Annotated in this window: 20 protein-coding genes and 2 pseudogenes; 19 read left to right on the plus strand and 3 right to left on the minus strand. The window is 63.1% G+C overall.

Going from position 1 to position 13,991, the window contains the following annotated elements:
* The 13 genes from KYG_RS18290 to KYG_RS18350 form a co-directional block, all read left to right on the plus strand.
* On the plus strand, positions 1-527 hold a 527-nt coding region (locus tag KYG_RS18290; RefSeq protein ID WP_008906423.1), incomplete at its 5' end, for an EF-Tu/IF-2/RF-3 family GTPase.
* 25 nt (positions 528-552) lie between these two features.
* Positions 553-864 (plus strand): 30S ribosomal protein S10, encoded by a 312-nt coding sequence (gene rpsJ, locus KYG_RS18295; RefSeq protein ID WP_005796953.1) that lies wholly within the window; start codon positions 553-555, stop codon positions 862-864.
* A 232-nt stretch (positions 865-1,096) separates the two neighbouring features.
* The gene (gene rplC, locus KYG_RS18300) at positions 1,097-1,771 is read left to right on the plus strand and encodes a 50S ribosomal protein L3 (protein WP_008906424.1); all 675 of its coding nucleotides are present in this window, start codon (positions 1,097-1,099) and stop codon (positions 1,769-1,771) included.
* On the plus strand, positions 1,771-2,391 hold the full coding sequence (gene rplD / locus KYG_RS18305) for a 50S ribosomal protein L4 (protein WP_008906425.1): 621 nt from the start codon (positions 1,771-1,773) through the stop codon (positions 2,389-2,391). Before rplC ends, rplD begins: the two co-directional genes overlap by 1 nt.
* The gene (rplW, locus tag KYG_RS18310; protein WP_007847815.1) at positions 2,388-2,702 is read left to right on the plus strand and encodes a 50S ribosomal protein L23; all 315 of its coding nucleotides are present in this window, start codon (positions 2,388-2,390) and stop codon (positions 2,700-2,702) included. The genes rplD and rplW overlap by 4 nt, the downstream gene beginning before the upstream one ends.
* Before the next feature lie 2 nt (positions 2,703-2,704).
* Positions 2,705-3,529: a 50S ribosomal protein L2 gene (gene rplB / locus KYG_RS18315; RefSeq protein ID WP_008906426.1), complete on the plus strand. Its 825-nt coding sequence runs from the start codon at positions 2,705-2,707 to the stop codon at positions 3,527-3,529.
* Positions 3,530-3,539: 10 nt separating this feature from the next.
* Positions 3,540-3,815, plus strand: a complete 276-nt coding sequence (gene rpsS, locus KYG_RS18320; protein WP_008906427.1) for a 30S ribosomal protein S19 — start codon at positions 3,540-3,542, stop codon at positions 3,813-3,815.
* Positions 3,816-3,824: 9 nt separating this feature from the next.
* On the plus strand, positions 3,825-4,157 hold the full coding sequence (rplV, locus tag KYG_RS18325; RefSeq protein WP_007847806.1) for a 50S ribosomal protein L22: 333 nt from the start codon (positions 3,825-3,827) through the stop codon (positions 4,155-4,157).
* 15 nt (positions 4,158-4,172) lie between these two features.
* Positions 4,173-5,057 (plus strand): 30S ribosomal protein S3, encoded by an 885-nt coding sequence (gene rpsC / locus KYG_RS18330; protein ID WP_008906428.1) that lies wholly within the window; start codon positions 4,173-4,175, stop codon positions 5,055-5,057.
* Between the two features lie 2 nt (positions 5,058-5,059).
* Complete coding sequence (gene rplP, locus KYG_RS18335; protein WP_007847799.1) at positions 5,060-5,476, plus strand: 50S ribosomal protein L16; 417 nt, start codon at positions 5,060-5,062, stop codon at positions 5,474-5,476.
* 16 nt (positions 5,477-5,492) lie between these two features.
* Positions 5,493-5,687 (plus strand): 50S ribosomal protein L29, encoded by a 195-nt coding sequence (rpmC, locus tag KYG_RS18340; RefSeq protein WP_008906429.1) that lies wholly within the window; start codon positions 5,493-5,495, stop codon positions 5,685-5,687.
* Positions 5,688-5,696: 9 nt separating this feature from the next.
* Complete coding sequence (gene rpsQ, locus KYG_RS18345) at positions 5,697-5,966, plus strand: 30S ribosomal protein S17 (protein WP_008906430.1); 270 nt, start codon at positions 5,697-5,699, stop codon at positions 5,964-5,966.
* 165 nt (positions 5,967-6,131) lie between these two features.
* Positions 6,132-6,638 carry a peroxiredoxin gene (locus KYG_RS18350; protein WP_008906431.1) on the plus strand — a complete coding sequence of 169 codons (507 nt, stop codon included), beginning with the start codon at positions 6,132-6,134 and terminating at the stop codon, positions 6,636-6,638.
* 70 nt (positions 6,639-6,708) lie between these two features.
* On the opposite strand, the gene KYG_RS18355 is transcribed toward KYG_RS18350, so the two are convergent.
* Both KYG_RS18355 and KYG_RS18360 read right to left on the minus strand, forming a co-directional pair.
* A complete protein-coding gene (locus KYG_RS18355) occupies positions 6,709-7,200 on the minus strand; it encodes a GNAT family N-acetyltransferase (protein ID WP_008906432.1) in 492 nt (163 codons plus the stop codon).
* A gap of 47 nt (positions 7,201-7,247) precedes the next feature.
* Positions 7,248-7,928, minus strand: a complete 681-nt coding sequence (locus KYG_RS18360; protein WP_008906433.1) for a cytochrome b/b6 domain-containing protein — start codon at positions 7,926-7,928, stop codon at positions 7,248-7,250.
* Between the two features lie 157 nt (positions 7,929-8,085).
* On the opposite strand from KYG_RS18360, the pseudogene KYG_RS18365 reads away from it, so the two are divergent.
* Positions 8,086-8,541, plus strand: a pseudogene (locus KYG_RS18365) (cytochrome c).
* 102 nt (positions 8,542-8,643) lie between these two features.
* Here the strand turns inward: KYG_RS18365 and KYG_RS18370 are convergent.
* A complete protein-coding gene (locus KYG_RS18370) occupies positions 8,644-9,147 on the minus strand; it encodes a TlpA disulfide reductase family protein (protein ID WP_008906434.1) in 504 nt (167 codons plus the stop codon).
* 204 nt (positions 9,148-9,351) lie between these two features.
* On the opposite strand from KYG_RS18370, the gene KYG_RS18375 reads away from it, so the two are divergent.
* The 5 genes and pseudogenes from KYG_RS18375 (at position 9,352) to ptsP (ending at position 13,921) form a co-directional block, all read left to right on the plus strand.
* Positions 9,352-9,900, plus strand: a complete 549-nt coding sequence (locus KYG_RS18375; protein ID WP_008906435.1) for a hypothetical protein — start codon at positions 9,352-9,354, stop codon at positions 9,898-9,900.
* Positions 9,897-11,176, plus strand: a pseudogene (locus KYG_RS18380) (MFS transporter). Before KYG_RS18375 ends, KYG_RS18380 begins: the two are co-directional and overlap by 4 nt.
* 85 nt (positions 11,177-11,261) lie before the next feature.
* On the plus strand, positions 11,262-11,714 hold the full coding sequence (locus KYG_RS18385; protein ID WP_085942620.1) for a PTS sugar transporter subunit IIA: 453 nt from the start codon (positions 11,262-11,264) through the stop codon (positions 11,712-11,714).
* Positions 11,683-11,952, plus strand: coding sequence for an HPr family phosphocarrier protein (locus tag KYG_RS18390; RefSeq protein WP_008906437.1), 270 nt, complete (start codon positions 11,683-11,685; stop codon positions 11,950-11,952). The genes KYG_RS18385 and KYG_RS18390 overlap by 32 nt, the downstream gene beginning before the upstream one ends.
* A gap of 211 nt (positions 11,953-12,163) precedes the next feature.
* Positions 12,164-13,921: a phosphoenolpyruvate--protein phosphotransferase gene (gene ptsP, locus KYG_RS18395; protein WP_008906438.1), complete on the plus strand. Its 1,758-nt coding sequence runs from the start codon at positions 12,164-12,166 to the stop codon at positions 13,919-13,921.
* The last annotated feature ends 70 nt before the right edge of the window (positions 13,922-13,991 follow it).

The raw sequence follows: 13,991 nt of genomic DNA on the forward strand, positions 1-13,991 counted from the left end.
CCATCTCCGGCCGCGGCACCGTGGTGACCGGCCGTATCGAGCGCGGCATCATCAAGGTCGGCGAAGAAATCGAAATCGTCGGTATCAAGGACACCGTCAAGACCACCTGCACCGGCGTGGAAATGTTCCGCAAGCTGCTGGACCAGGGCCAGGCTGGCGACAACGTCGGTCTGCTGCTGCGCGGCACCAAGCGCGAAGACGTGGAGCGTGGCCAGGTGCTGTGCAAGCCCGGCTCCATCAAGCCCCACACGCACTTCACCGCTGAAGTGTACGTCCTCTCCAAGGACGAAGGCGGCCGTCACACGCCCTTCTTCAACAACTACCGTCCCCAGTTCTACTTCCGCACGACCGACGTGACTGGCGCCATCGAGCTGCCAGCCGACAAGGAAATGGTCATGCCTGGCGACAACGTGTCGATCACTGTGAAGCTGATCAACCCCATCGCCATGGAAGAAGGTCTGCGCTTCGCTATCCGCGAAGGTGGTCGTACCGTCGGCGCTGGCGTCGTGGCCAAGATCATTGCTTAATAGCTGAGCAGAAAAGGAACTTGCCATGTCCAAGCAAAAAATCCGCATCCGTCTGAAGGCGTTTGACTACAAGCTGATCGACCAGTCCGCTGCCGAGATCGTTGACACCGCCAAGCGCACCGGCGCCATCGTCAAGGGTCCCGTGCCCCTGCCGACGCGCATGAAGCGTTTTGACATCCTGCGCTCGCCGCACGTCAACAAGACCAGCCGCGACCAGCTCGAAATCCGCACCCACCAGCGTCTGATGGACATCGTGGACCCTACGGACAAGACCGTGGACGCCCTGATGAAGCTCGACCTGCCCGCTGGCGTGGACGTCGAAATCAAGCTGCAGTGATGTAGCAATGGCTGCTGTGAGGCGGGCTTGCCTGCCTTGCAGTGACTGAAATAACGCGAACTTGCTTGAAAAAGCAGTTCGCGTTATACTTTAGGGCTTCGCTTGATTTGCGCCCGTAAAACGGTGCTCGCTGGCGGAGTTTTATTAACCTTCTTTCATGCACGCAAGCGAGAGTTTGCGGAAACGCCGTAGCCAATTGAAGTTGCGGCGGTGAGAGTTTTGGAGAAAACCAATGAGTCTGAGCAACTCCCTCGGGTTGCTGGGTCGCAAAGTGGGCATGATGCGTCTGTTCACCGATGATGGGGACGCAGTGCCTGTCACGGTGGTGGATGTGTCCAACAACCGCGTTACCCAGGTCAAAACCCAAGAGAACGATGGCTACGTGGCCCTGCAGGTCACGTTCGGCTCGCGCAAAGCATCGCGCGTGACCAAGCCAGAAGCCGGCCACCTTGCCAAGGCAGGTGTGGAAGCCGGTGAAATCATCCAGGAATTCCGCGTGACCGCAGAAACCGCCGGCAAGTACGCCGCGGGCGCTGCTGTGCCTGTGGCCGATGTCTTTGCCGTGGGCCAGAAGGTCGACGTGCAGGGTACTTCCATCGGTAAGGGCTACGCCGGTACCATCAAGCGCCACAACATGGCCTCGCAGCGCGCGTCGCACGGTAACAGCCGTTCGCACAACGTGCCTGGCTCGATCGGCATGGCACAAGACCCCGGTCGCGTGTTCCCCGGCAAGCGCATGACGGGCCACCTTGGCGATGTCACCAAGACTACGCAAAACCTCGATGTCATCCGCATCGATGAAGCGCGTCAACTGCTCTTGATCAAGGGCGCGATTCCGGGCTCCAAGGGTGGGTTCGTGACCGTGCGTCCCGCCGTCAAGGCCAAAGATTCCAAAGGAGCGAACTAATGCAGCTCGAACTCCTGAATGACCAGGGCCAAGGCGCATCCAAGCTGGATGTTCCCGAAACCGTGTTCGGTCGTGAATACAACGAAGATCTGGTTCACCAGATCGTGGTGGCCTATCAGGCCAACGCACGCCAAGGCACTCGCGCCCAGAAGGACCGCGAGCAAGTCCGTCACTCGACCAAGAAGCCTTTCAAGCAAAAGGGTACGGGTAACGCACGTGCAGGTATGACCTCTTCGCCGCTGTGGCGCGGGGGCGGTCGGATTTTTCCGAACATGCCTGACGAAAATTTCACGCAGAAGATCAACAAGAAGATGTACCGCGCCGGTATGTCTGCCATCTTGTCGCAGCTGGCCCGCGAAGGCCGTCTGGCTGTGGTCGATTCGCTGAAGCTTGATTCCCCCAAGACCAAGGTCCTGGCTGACAAGTTCAAGGCGATGAACCTGCAATCGGTGATGGTGATTGCCGACGAAGTGGACGAAAACCTGTACCTGGCTTCGCGCAATCTGGTGAACGTGCTCGTCGTTGAGCCCCGTTACGCCGATCCCGTGTCGCTGGTGCGTTTCAAGAAAGTGCTCGTCACCAAGGGTGCAATCGACAAACTCAAGGAGATGTTCGCATGAGCACACTCAAGTTTGACGAAGGTCGTCTGATGCAAGTGCTGGTCGCTCCCATCGTGTCCGAAAAGGCCACCATGGTTGCCGAAAAGTCCAATGCAGTGACGTTCAAGGTGCTGCAGAACGCTACCAAGCCAGAAATCAAGGCCGCTGTGGAATTGATGTTCAAGGTGGAAGTCAAGGGCGTTTCTGTGGTGAACACCAAAGGCAAGACCAAGCGTTTCGGCAAGACCGTGGGCCGCCGCGACAACGTTCGCAAGGCATACGTCACGCTGCAGCCAGGTCAAGAGCTGAACCTCTCCGGGGAGGCCGCGTAATCATGGCTGTCGTTAAGATGAAACCTACCTCGCCCGGCCAACGTGCCGTGGTGAAGGTCACGCGTGACCACCTGTACAAGGGTGAAGCGTACGCCCCCCTGCTGGAGCCACAATTCCAGAAGGCCGGTCGTAACAACAACGGTCACATCACTACCCGCCACAAGGGCGGTGGTCACAAGCACCACTACCGTGTGGTGGACTTCAAGCGCAACAAGGACGGCATTCCGGCCAAGGTTGAGCGCATTGAGTACGACCCCAACCGTACGGCCCACATCGCTCTGGTGTGCTATGCCGACGGCGAGCGTCGCTACATCATCGCTCCCCGCAACCTGGAAGTGGGCGCAACCCTGCTGTCCGGTTCGGAAGCCCCGATCCGCGCTGGCAACACGCTGCCTATCCGCAACATCCCTGTGGGTTCGACCATCCACTGCATCGAGCTCAAGCCCGGTGCCGGTGCACAGATCGCACGTTCGGCCGGTGCTTCGGCAACGCTGCTGGCCCGTGAAGGCGTGTATGCCCAGGTGCGCATGCGCTCTGGCGAAGTGCGCAAGATCCACATCGAATGCCGCGCCACCATTGGTGAAGTGGCCAACGAAGAACACAGCCTGCGCCAACTGGGTAAGGCCGGTGTGAAGCGCTGGATGGGGATTCGTCCTACGGTTCGCGGCGTGGCCATGAACCCTGTGGATCACCCTCACGGTGGTGGCGAAGGCCGCACCGGCGAAGGCCGCCATGCAGTCGATCCTTGGGGCAATCTGACCAAGGGTTATCGCACCCGTAACAACAAGCGCACACAGATCATGATCGTGTCGCGTCGCAAGAAGTAAGGGGTAACAGATGACTCGCTCTCTCAAAAAGGGTCCATTTGTTGACCATCACTTGATGGCCAAGGTCGAAAAGGCCGTTGCCACCAAGGACAAGAAACCAGTCAAGACCTGGTCGCGTCGCTCCATGGTTCTGCCCGAGTTCATCGGTCTGACCATTGCCGTGCACAACGGCAAGCAGCACGTACCTGTCTATGTCACCGACCAGATGGTGGGCCACAAGCTGGGCGAATTCGCCCTGACGCGCACCTTCAAGGGTCACCCCGCTGATAAAAAAGCGAAGAAGTAAGGAACGACCATGTCTGAAACACGTGCAGTCCTCCGGGGCGTCCGTCTGTCGGTCGACAAGGGCCGTCTGGTCGCCGATCTGATCCGCGGCAAGAAGGTGGACCAGGCTCTGAACATCCTGAACTTCACGCAGAAAAAAGCTGCGGGAATCGTCAAGAAGGTTCTGGAGTCGGCCATCGCCAACGCCGAACACAACGATGGCGCTGACATCGACGAACTGAAGGTCAAGACCATCTACGTCGAACAAGGCACCACGCTCAAGCGCTTCACCGCGCGCGCCAAAGGCCGCGGCAACCGCATCAGCAAGCCCACGTGCCATGTGTACGTGACGGTTGGCAACTAAAGGCTCGGGAAGACTATGGGACAGAAAATCCATCCTACCGGCTTCCGCCTTGCGGTCAGCCGCAACTGGTCCAGCCGTTGGTACGCCAGCAACCGTGATTTCGCGGGCATGCTGGCCGAAGACATCAAGGTGCGCGAGTACCTGAAGGCCAAGCTCAAGAACGCGGCTGTGTCGCGCATCCTGATCGAGCGTCCTGCCAAGAACGCACGCATCACCATTTACTCGGCACGTCCTGGTGTGGTGATCGGCAAGAAGGGCGAAGACATCGAGAACCTGAAGAAGGAACTCGCGTCGCGCCTGGGCGTGCCGGTTGCAGTGAACATCGAAGAAGTGCGCAAGCCTGAAATCGATGCCAAGCTGATCGCCGACAGCATCACGCAACAGCTCGAAAAGCGGATCATGTTCCGCCGCGCCATGAAGCGCGCCATGCAGAACGCCATGCGTCTGGGTGCCCAGGGCATCAAGATCATGTCGTCCGGTCGTCTGAACGGTATCGAAATCGCTCGTTGCGAGTGGTACCGTGAAGGCCGCGTGCCACTTCACACGCTGCGTGCGGACATCGACTACGGCACCTCTGAAGCCAAGACCACCTACGGTGTGATCGGCGTCAAGGTCTGGGTCTACAAGGGTGACACGCTGGGTCGTAACGACCTTCCAGCTGTGGAAACGCCCCGTCCCGACGAAGAGCGCCGCCCACGCGGTCCACGCCGTGACGGCCGCCCAGGTGGCGATCGTCCAGGCGCAGGCCGTGGAGCCCCACGTCGTCCTGTCGGTGGTAACACCGCACCGGCCGACGGCAGCGACAAGCCAGCGGAAGCTGGTGGCGCTGATAACACCGCCGTTAAGCGCGTACGCAAAGTCGCCGCGCCCGCTACAGCAGCGGACGGTAAAGGAGAATAACTATGCTGCAACCTGCTCGCCGCAAATACCGCAAGGAGCAAAAGGGCCGTAATACCGGTGTCGCAACGCGGGGTGCCTCCGTTGCGTTCGGTGATTTCGGTCTGAAGTGCACCGATCGGGGCCGTCTGACGGCCCGCCAGATCGAAGCTGCACGCCGTGCGATTTCACGTCACGTCAAGCGTGGCGGCCGTATCTGGATCCGCGTGTTCCCGGACAAGCCAATTTCTACCAAGCCCGCAGAAGTGCGTATGGGTAACGGTAAGGGCAACCCCGAGTACTACGTGGCCGAAATCCAGCCCGGCAAGATCGTGTTCGAGATCGTCGGTGTGCCCGAAGAACTGGCCCGCGAAGCGTTCCGCCTGGCTGCAGCCAAGCTGCCGCTGCGCACCACGTTCGTCAGCCGTCACATTGGCTCGTAATTCAGGAGAACAAGCAATGAAGACTACTGAACTGCGCCAAAAAGACGTCGCCGGCATCGAAGCCGAAATCAAGGCTCTGCAGAAGGCCCATTTCGGCCTGCGCATGCAGAAGGCTACGCAGCAACTGGGTAACACCAACACGCTGCGCACCACGCGTCGTGATATCGCCCGTGCCAAGACCATCCTTGCTGAAAAGCAAGCCGCCAAGTAAGGAGCCCATATGACGGAACCTAAAAAATCCCTCAAGCGCACCTTGGTTGGCAAGGTGGTCAGCGACAAGCGTAACAAGACCGTGACCGTGCTGATCGAGCGCCGTGTGAAGCACGAGCTCTACGGCAAGATCGTTGGCAAGTCGAGCAAGTACCACGCGCACGACGAAAACAACGAGTACAAGCTGGGCGACACCATCGAAATCACCGAGAGCCGTCCGCTCTCCAAGACCAAGAACTGGGTGGCAACCCGCTTGGTGCAAAAGGCCGGTCTGCTGTAATCCGGCAGCCTCTTCGCCTCCGGGGCCAAGACCCCGGGCGGCAAAGCCCTTCAAAACGACTCACAATGTGGGTCGTTTTGCGTTTGGGGCCGCACTTTGCTGGTGGCTCCGGGCAGTTCGGCCCACCCATATTTCCCTTCATCCACCCATCCCAAGGAGATAGCAATGATCAAAGTCGGTGACACCCTGCCCGCAGCCACGCTGATGGAATATTCTGAAATTGAAGGTGAAGGTTGCAGCATCGGGCCCAACCCGGTGGCGGTGGACAAGGCCACTGCGGGCAAGACCATTGCGCTATTTGCCTTGCCCGGCGCCTTCACACCCACCTGCTCGGCCAAACATGTCCCCGGATACGTTGAGAAGGCCGCCGAGTTCAAGGCCGCTGGCGTGGATGAAATCTGGTGCCTGAGCGTGAACGACGCATTCGTGATGGGGGCTTGGGCGCGTGACCAGAAGACTGCCGGCAAAGTGCGCATGCTGGGCGACGGCAGTGCCGACTTTGCAAAAGCGACAGGTCTGACCCTGGACCTCACCACCAAGGGCATGGGCTTGCGGAGCAACCGCTATTCGATGCTGGTGCGCGATGGCAAGGTGGTCACGCTCAATGTGGAAGCACCGGGCAAGTTCGAAGTGAGTGACGCTGACACCCTGCTTGCCCAGGCCAAGGGTTGATGGATAGCGCGAATGCTATTAAATATATAGCATTTGGCGCTTTCTGGTTATGCCCTGAAGGCCGATTTGACTAAAAAATATCGACCTTGAGATAGTGGGCGCCAGCGATGGGGTTGTGGTAGTAGGGCGGTATCTCGGCAAAGCCCAGGTCGGTATACAGCGCCCGCGCCGACTCCATATCGTCCAGCGTGTCGAGCAATACACAGGCATAGCCGGCCTGCCGCGCCCGGTCCAGCATGGCCTCGGCCAGCTCGCGGCCCAGGCCGAAGCCGCGGAAGGCCTTGCGCACGAACAGGCGCTTCATCTCGCTGGCGTTGGGGTAGTCGGCGGTGTCCAGGGGGCGCAGTGCGCAGCATCCGGCAATGGCGCCCTCCACCTCGGCCAGCAACAGCGCGCCGCGTGGCTCGGCATAGTCGCCCGGCAGGCTGGCCAACTCCCTCTCAAAGTCCTGAAAACACAGGTCGACGCCGAGGGTGTCAGCGTACTCACGAAAGATGTCGCGGACGGCGTCCATTTCGACGGGCGAGCTGGGGGCCCGCAGGATGACGGTAGGCTTGTCCAAAGCGCAGCGGTGGTGGCAACAAAAAACCGCAGTGTAGCGACTCCGCTCTAGAACCCAGGCGAAGCGCCCAGCGATGCCACCCACCAGGCCAGGCCGGCACTGAGCGAAAGCACCACCAGCGCCAGGGCGCGTGCAGCCAGGTTGTCGCGTGACGGCACCGTGGGCACGAGCAGCACCTTGTCACCGTGAAGCATGGACCGGACCAGGCGCTGGCGGCGCACCAGCACGTAAAAGAGGATCGCGGCCAGGTGCAGCCCCACCAGTCCGAGAACCAGGTACTGCCCGACTTCCTTGTGGTAACCGGTGGCCTGGCCCACCACTGCGTTCGATACGAAGCGCGTGAGCGGGCCTGAGAAAGCGATTTCGTCGTCGCTGAGCAGACCGGTGCCCACCTGCGCGAGCAGTACCGCCAGCATCCCCACCACCGCAAGGGCGCCAAGGGGGCTGTGGCCCGCGTTCTCCTCGGCAGGGGCGTTGCCCCGCAGGTAGCGCACCAACCGGGCGGGCGACAGGAGAAAACTCGAAAACCGCGACCAGCGCCCGCCCACCATACCCCACGCCAAGCGGAATACCAGCAGTGCCAGCACCCCGTAGCCGAGCCGGAAGTGCCACTCCATCGCATTGCCCCCCACCTTGGCGGTGATCACCAGGCCCACGACGCAGGCGGCCAGTGCCCAGTGAAAGAGACGGGTGGGAAGGTCCCAGATGCGTACGGTGTGTTGCGTCATGGTGGCGGGGCGCGCGATGGCAAGGCAGGAATGGCATGCATTGTGAAGGAGCGCGGGAAACCCCGAAAGGGCCCGTCACTGCCAAACAGGCGGTAAACGGTCATACTTCCGGCGGTTTCCCCCGCTTTTGTTCATCTGCAAATAAAGGAAATTCCCCATGAAAACACTCGCCGCGTTGGTCCTCGCCGCTGCAACACTCACGTTGTCCGCACCAGCTTCTGCCCAGTTTGCGAAGGCGGAAGACGCCATCAAATACCGCCAGAGCGCACTGTTTGTGATGGGCCAGCACTTCAGCCGCATTGGCGCCATGGCCAATGGACGCATTCCTTTTGACGCCAAAGCCGCCCAGGAGAACGCGGATGTGGTGGCCGAGATGGCCAAGTTGCCCTAGGCAGGGTTTGGCGCGGGCACGGACAAGGGCGCGCCCACCAAGGCTTTGCCGCAGATCTGGACTGAGCAGGCCAAGTTCAAGGAGCACTCGGACAAGCTGGAGGCCGAGGCGATCAAGCTGGCCGCTGCCGCAAAAACCGGCAATCTGGACAACCTGAAGACCGCGTTTGGCGCCACAGCCGGCACGTGCAAGGCCTGCCACGACGCCTATCGGGGCAAATAATTTGCTACTAAGTTAATAGCTGTAAGCGCTTGTCGGTAAAGCGTTACAGGCAGATTTCATTAGAATCCAACCGGGGCTCGCAGCCCCGACGCCAATGCGAGCTCAGCCTTCGGCCAGCAGCTTCTCGATCAGCAGGTGCAGGGCGGCGAAATCGGGTGCGCCGACATAGGTTTTCACGATCTCGCCGCGCTTGTTCACGATGAAGGTGGAGGGGGTGAGCCGCACATCGCCCCAGGCCTTGGCCACGTTGCCGGTGTTGTCGATGGCCACCTTGAAGGGCAGCTTGCGCGTCTCGGCAAAGTTCACCACGTAGCTGGGCGGGTCGTAGCTCATGGCCACGGCCACGGTGTCGAAGCCCTTGGCCCGGTACTTGTTGTACGTGGCCACGATCTCCGGCATCTCGGCCACGCAGGTGGTGCAGCTGGTGGCCCAGAAGTTGACCAGCGTCACCTTGCCCTTCATGTCGGCGGTGGTCTGGCTCGATCCGTCCAGCAGTACAAAAGTGGACTCCGGCGCTGCGGATCGGCCTGTATCCAGGTACACGTAGGCGCCCAGGGCCACAAACGCCGCCACCGCCACACCTGCTGCCCAATGCTTGATCGCCATGACTTTTCGATTCCTTCTGAAAATGCAAACCGTGGCACTGCACCGATGCATCCGGGGAGATTGTGCCGGACCCGCCCTGGCGGCACGCCCGATACCGCAGGCCGCGCAGGCCCATTGGTTCCGATGGAGTGGTAAAGGCGGCAGAAAGTTCGGGCGCCGGGGTGTGGGGCAGTTGACCTGTGTCACTGTGCCGATAATCGACCGATGAACTGGACCCCGACCCGCGCTGCTGCCCTGGCGCTGTTGCTGTGTGTGTTGCAGGGCTGCAGCCCTGCGTTGAACTGGCGCAGCGTGCTCCTGCCGGACGCTGGCATCACCATCACCCTTCCCTGCAAGCCCGACTACGCCACGCGCACGGTGGAGCTGGCGGGCGCGCCGGCCGAGCTGTCCATGTCGGGATGCGATGCGGACGGCGCCACTTTTGCCGTGTCGCACGCTGCGCTGGGCGATCCGGCGCTGGCGGGGGCGGCGCTCAGGCACTGGCGTGCGGCGGTGTTGGCCCACCTCGGCCCCGGCGCTGCCGGATCGGCGGTGGATGCTCCCTACGCGCCCCGTGGGGTGCTGCCCTTGCCAGAGTCGGTGCGCACGGTGGTGCAAGGCCGGCGCGCCGATGGCAGCACCGTGTATGCCCAGGGCGTGTGGTTTGCGCACGCTCAGGGGCCGCAGTTGCGGCTGTACCACGCGGTGGTGTACACGGGCACGCCACGCCCTGAGCTGGCCGAGCAGTTCTTTGCAGGCTTGGTGCTGCCATGACCGGGCACGAGGTGCTGCCGCGCCGGGCGGCCGTCATTGTTTTTCTGGCGTTTGCGTTTGCCTACTTTTTGTCGGCGCTGGTGCGTGCCGTCACGGCCACGCTGGCGCCCACGCTGGCCCAGGAGTTTGCGCTGTCGTCCAGCGACCTCGGGCTGCTGGCGGGAGGCTTTTTCCTGGGGTTCGCCGCCACACAGCTCCCCCTGGGTACCTGGCTGGACCGGCATGGCCCCCGCAAGGTCGCGCTGGGGTTCTTGGGTGTCGCCGTGGCGGGGAGCCTGGTGTTCTCGGTGGCCACGGGCTTTTCGGGCTTGCTCGCCGGGCGCATGTTGTGTGGCGCAGGGGTCAGCGCCTGCCTGATGGCGCCGCTCACGGGGTACCGGCGCTGGCTGGAGCCCACGGCGCAGATGCGGGCCAACTCCTGGATGCTGATGACCGGGTCGCTGGGCATGGTGGCGTCCACGCTGCCGGTGCAGTGGGCGTTGCCGGTAGTGGGCTGGCGGCCGCTGTTCTGGGGGCTGGCGGCGCTCATTGCGTTGTCCATGGTGGTGATCGCCCTCTGGGTGCCTGCCTGGGCGGCACCGCTGCGGGGTGCGGCCCATGAAGGCCGCGCACCTTCACCGGGGGGCGGCGCAGCAGGCGTGGCGGCGGGGTATTCGGAGGTGTGGCGCCACCCGTACTTCCAGCGACTGGTGCCGCTCGGGTTCTTCGTGTACGGCGGCATGGTGGCCATGCAGACCCTGTGGGCCGGGCCGTGGATGCAGCGCGTGGCGGGCTACACCGCGCTGGAATCCGCAACGGGCCTGTTCTGGATCAATGTCTCCATGCTGTGCACCTTCTGGACCTGGGGCATGGTCACGCCCTGGCTGCTGCGCAAAGGGCTGGACGCCAACCGGCTGATGACCGCGGGCCTGCCGCTGTGCCTGCTGGTGCTGCTGGGCATCATCCTTGCAGGGCCGCAGGCCGGGGGGGTGCCTGGGCGCTGTTTTGTGTGTCATGCACCTTCGTGTCGCTGTCGCAGCCCGCAGTGGCCATGGCGTTTCCCCAGATCCTGGCGGGGCGGGCGCTGTCCGCGTACAACCTCGTCATCTTTGCGGGCGTGTTTGTGGTGCAGTGGGGCATTGGCCTGGCGGTGGATGCGTTTGCGGCCGCCGGGCTGGATACGGTGCCCGCATTTCAGGGCGCCATGGCGGTGTACCTGGCCTGCAACGCTGGCGCCTATGCGTGGTTCCTGCTGGGGGGGCGGCGCCATAATGCACTGCAAACCTCCGCACCATGAAGACTTACCCACCGAAAGACCAGCCTCGGCCCGACGGCCGCGTGCAAACGATGGGGCGTTGCCTTGTGGCGCGCAAGTCATGACCATGAGCTCCACCAGCATCCTCATCATTGCCCACGCCCCGTTGGCCCACGCGCTGCGGGAGTGTGCGCTGCACGTGTTTGCCGATTGCGGCGACAGCGTGGCCGCCCTGGACGTGCAGCCCAACCAGCCGCCTGAAGAATCGCTGGCCCAGGCGCGCATCCTGCTCGACAGGCTGGGGCCGGATTCCACCCTGGTGCTGACGGATGTGTTCGGCGCCACTCCCTGCAATGTGGCGCAGCGCCTGGTCGATGGCGTGCGCTCGCGCCTGGTGACCGGCGTCAACCTGCCCATGCTGCTGCGCGCCGTGAGTTACCGGGCCGAGCCGCTCGACTCTGTGGTGACCCGCGCGGTGGTGGGGGGCACACAAGGGGTGATGCAGGTGGCCATCTCCGCACCGCAAAACCAGAACCGACGTACCGTACATGATCAAGACTCGCACGACCATCAACAATAAGCTGGGCCTGCATGCCCGCGCCTCGGCCAAGCTCACCAAGCTGGCCGGGAGTTTCCCTTGCGACGTTTTCATGAGCCGGGGCGAGCGCCGCATCAATGCCAAAAGCATCATGGGCGTGATGATGCTGGCAGCCGGCATGGGCACCGAAGTCGAGATTGAAACCAGTGGCGACCGCGAGCAGGAGGCCATGGATGCGCTCCTGGCCCTCATCGCCGACAAGTTCGGCGAAGGTGAATGAGGATGGCCCCCACGGTCGCGCACTGCGTGTCGCTCCCTGCCCCCCGAGGGGGCCCAGCCCGCCTTCAGGCGGCCGGGCGGCGGGCTGAGGTGGCCCCCACGGTCGCGCACTGCGTGTCGCTCCCTGCCCCCCGAGGGGGCCCAGCCCGCCTTCGGGCGGCCGGGCGGCGGGCTGAGGCGCTCTTCTCTGCGATCTGCATCGGATAACTCCCATGACCTTCTCCGTCCACGGTCTTGCAGTTGCCCGCGGCATCGCCATCGGCCGCGCGGTGCTGGTGGCGTCCAGCCGTGTGGACGTGGCGCACTATTTTGTGGAGCCCCATCAGGTCGAAGACGAGATCGAGCGCGTGCGCCAGGGGCGCAATGCCGTGGCCGAAGAGCTGCAGCGGCTGCAGAACGACATGCCGGCCGATGCGCCCCACGAGCTGACCGCGCTGCTCGATGTGCACCTGATGCTGCTGCAGGACGAAGCCCTCACGGGCGGCGTCAAGCACTGGATCAAGGAGCGCCTGTACAACGCCGAATGGGCGCTGACCACCCAGCTCGAAGTGATTGCGCGCCAGTTCGACGAGATGGAGGACGAGTACCTGCGCGAGCGCAAGGCCGACCTGGAGCAGGTGGTCGAACGCATCCTGCGCTACATGAAAGGTGTGGCCAGCCCGGTGGCGCCGCCACCCAGCAGCCCGCGCCGCAAGACCCAGCAGGACCTGCTGCTCGATGACACGGTGGATGTGCCGCTGGTGCTGGTGGCGCACGATTTATCGCCCGCCGACATGCTGCAGTTCAAGCAAAGCGTGTTCGCCGGGTTTGTGACCGATGTGGGTGGCAAGACATCGCACACCGCCATCGTCGCGCGCAGCATGGACATCCCTGCCGTGGTGGGTGCGCGCAGCGCCAGCCAGCTGGTGCGCCAGGACGACTGGGTCATCATCGACGGCGATGCGGGCGTGGTCATCGTCGATCCGTCGCCCATCATCCTGGCCGAATACGGCTTCCGCCAGCGCCAGGTGGAGCTGGAGCGCGAGCGGCTGGCGCGCCTGCGGCACACGCCCGCCATCACCATCGACGGCCACAAGGTGGAACTGCTGGCCAACATCGAGCAGCCCGGCGACGCTGCGGGCGCCGTGCGCGCCGGGGCGGTGGGTGTGGGGCTGTTCCGTAGCGAGTTTCTGTTCATGGGCCGCACGGGCAACCTGCCCGGTGAGGACGAGCAATACCGCGCCTACTGCGAAGCCATCGAGGGCATGCAGGGCCTGCCCGTCACCATCCGCACCATCGATGTGGGTGCCGACAAACCCTTGGACCACAAGGCCCACAAGGACAGCTATCTGAACCCGGCCCTGGGCCTGCGCGCCATCCGCTGGAGCCTGGCCGACCCGGCCATGTTCCGCACGCAGCTGCGGGCCGTGCTGCGGGCGGCGGCCCATGGCAAGGTGAACCTGCTGTTCCCCATGCTGGCGCACACGCACGAGATCCAGCAGACCCTGGCGCAGGTGGACCTGGCCCGTGCCGAGCTGGATGCGCGCGGCGTGCCCCACGGCCCGGTGCAACTGGGCGCCATGATCGAGGTGCCCGCGGCTGCGCTCATGGTGCGCACCTTCCTCAAGTATTTCGACTTCCTTTCCATCGGCACCAACGATCTGATCCAGTACACCCTGGCCATCGACCGCGCCGACGAAGCCGTGGCCCACCTGTACGACCCGCTGCATCCGGCCGTGCTGCGGCTGGTGGCCGACGTGATTGCCGAAGGCGAGCGGCAGGGCAAAAGCGTGTGCGTGTGCGGCGAGACGGCGGGTGATGTGGCCATGACCCGCCTGCTGCTGGGCCTGGGCCTGCGCAGTTTCTCGATGCACCCGGCGCAGATCCTCGCCATCAAACAAGAGGTGCTTAGGGCCGACACCCGCAAGCTGGCGCCGTGGGCGCAGCAGGTGCTGGGCGGAGACGAGCCTGCCGCGCTGCTGGCCCATTAGGCGAGCGCAAAAATGCTACTAAAATAATAGCTATTGGCGCTTTATGGATAAGCGCCGAGGGCCAATTTGA

The sequence above is a fragment of the Acidovorax sp. NO-1 genome, assembly GCF_000238595.1.
Classification (GTDB): domain Bacteria; phylum Pseudomonadota; class Gammaproteobacteria; order Burkholderiales; family Burkholderiaceae_C; genus Acidovorax.

What these genes read in the sequence shown, in the direction of transcription:
- rpsJ (WP_005796953.1), top strand. Translation starts at nt 553, where the DNA reads ATGTCCAAGCAAAAAATCCGCATCCGTCTGAAGGCGTTTGACTACAAG.
- rplC (WP_008906424.1), top strand. Translation starts at nt 1,097, where the DNA reads ATGAGTCTGAGCAACTCCCTCGGGTTGCTGGGTCGCAAAGTGGGCATG.
- rplD (WP_008906425.1), top strand. Translation starts at nt 1,771, where the DNA reads ATGCAGCTCGAACTCCTGAATGACCAGGGCCAAGGCGCATCCAAGCTG.
- rplW (WP_007847815.1), top strand. Translation starts at nt 2,388, where the DNA reads ATGAGCACACTCAAGTTTGACGAAGGTCGTCTGATGCAAGTGCTGGTC.
- rplB (WP_008906426.1), top strand. Translation starts at nt 2,705, where the DNA reads ATGGCTGTCGTTAAGATGAAACCTACCTCGCCCGGCCAACGTGCCGTG.
- rpsS (WP_008906427.1), top strand. Translation starts at nt 3,540, where the DNA reads ATGACTCGCTCTCTCAAAAAGGGTCCATTTGTTGACCATCACTTGATG.
- rplV (WP_007847806.1), top strand. Translation starts at nt 3,825, where the DNA reads ATGTCTGAAACACGTGCAGTCCTCCGGGGCGTCCGTCTGTCGGTCGAC.
- rpsC (WP_008906428.1), top strand. Translation starts at nt 4,173, where the DNA reads ATGGGACAGAAAATCCATCCTACCGGCTTCCGCCTTGCGGTCAGCCGC.
- rplP (WP_007847799.1), top strand. Translation starts at nt 5,060, where the DNA reads ATGCTGCAACCTGCTCGCCGCAAATACCGCAAGGAGCAAAAGGGCCGT.
- rpmC (WP_008906429.1), top strand. Translation starts at nt 5,493, where the DNA reads ATGAAGACTACTGAACTGCGCCAAAAAGACGTCGCCGGCATCGAAGCC.
- rpsQ (WP_008906430.1), top strand. Translation starts at nt 5,697, where the DNA reads ATGACGGAACCTAAAAAATCCCTCAAGCGCACCTTGGTTGGCAAGGTG.
- KYG_RS18350 (WP_008906431.1), top strand. Translation starts at nt 6,132, where the DNA reads ATGATCAAAGTCGGTGACACCCTGCCCGCAGCCACGCTGATGGAATAT.
- KYG_RS18360 (WP_008906433.1), bottom strand. Translation starts at nt 7,928, where the DNA reads ATGACGCAACACACCGTACGCATCTGGGACCTTCCCACCCGTCTCTTT.
- KYG_RS18370 (WP_008906434.1), bottom strand. Translation starts at nt 9,147, where the DNA reads ATGGCGATCAAGCATTGGGCAGCAGGTGTGGCGGTGGCGGCGTTTGTG.
- KYG_RS18375 (WP_008906435.1), top strand. Translation starts at nt 9,352, where the DNA reads ATGAACTGGACCCCGACCCGCGCTGCTGCCCTGGCGCTGTTGCTGTGT.
- KYG_RS18385 (WP_085942620.1), top strand. Translation starts at nt 11,262, where the DNA reads ATGAGCTCCACCAGCATCCTCATCATTGCCCACGCCCCGTTGGCCCAC.
- KYG_RS18390 (WP_008906437.1), top strand. Translation starts at nt 11,683, where the DNA reads ATGATCAAGACTCGCACGACCATCAACAATAAGCTGGGCCTGCATGCC.
- ptsP (WP_008906438.1), top strand. Translation starts at nt 12,164, where the DNA reads ATGACCTTCTCCGTCCACGGTCTTGCAGTTGCCCGCGGCATCGCCATC.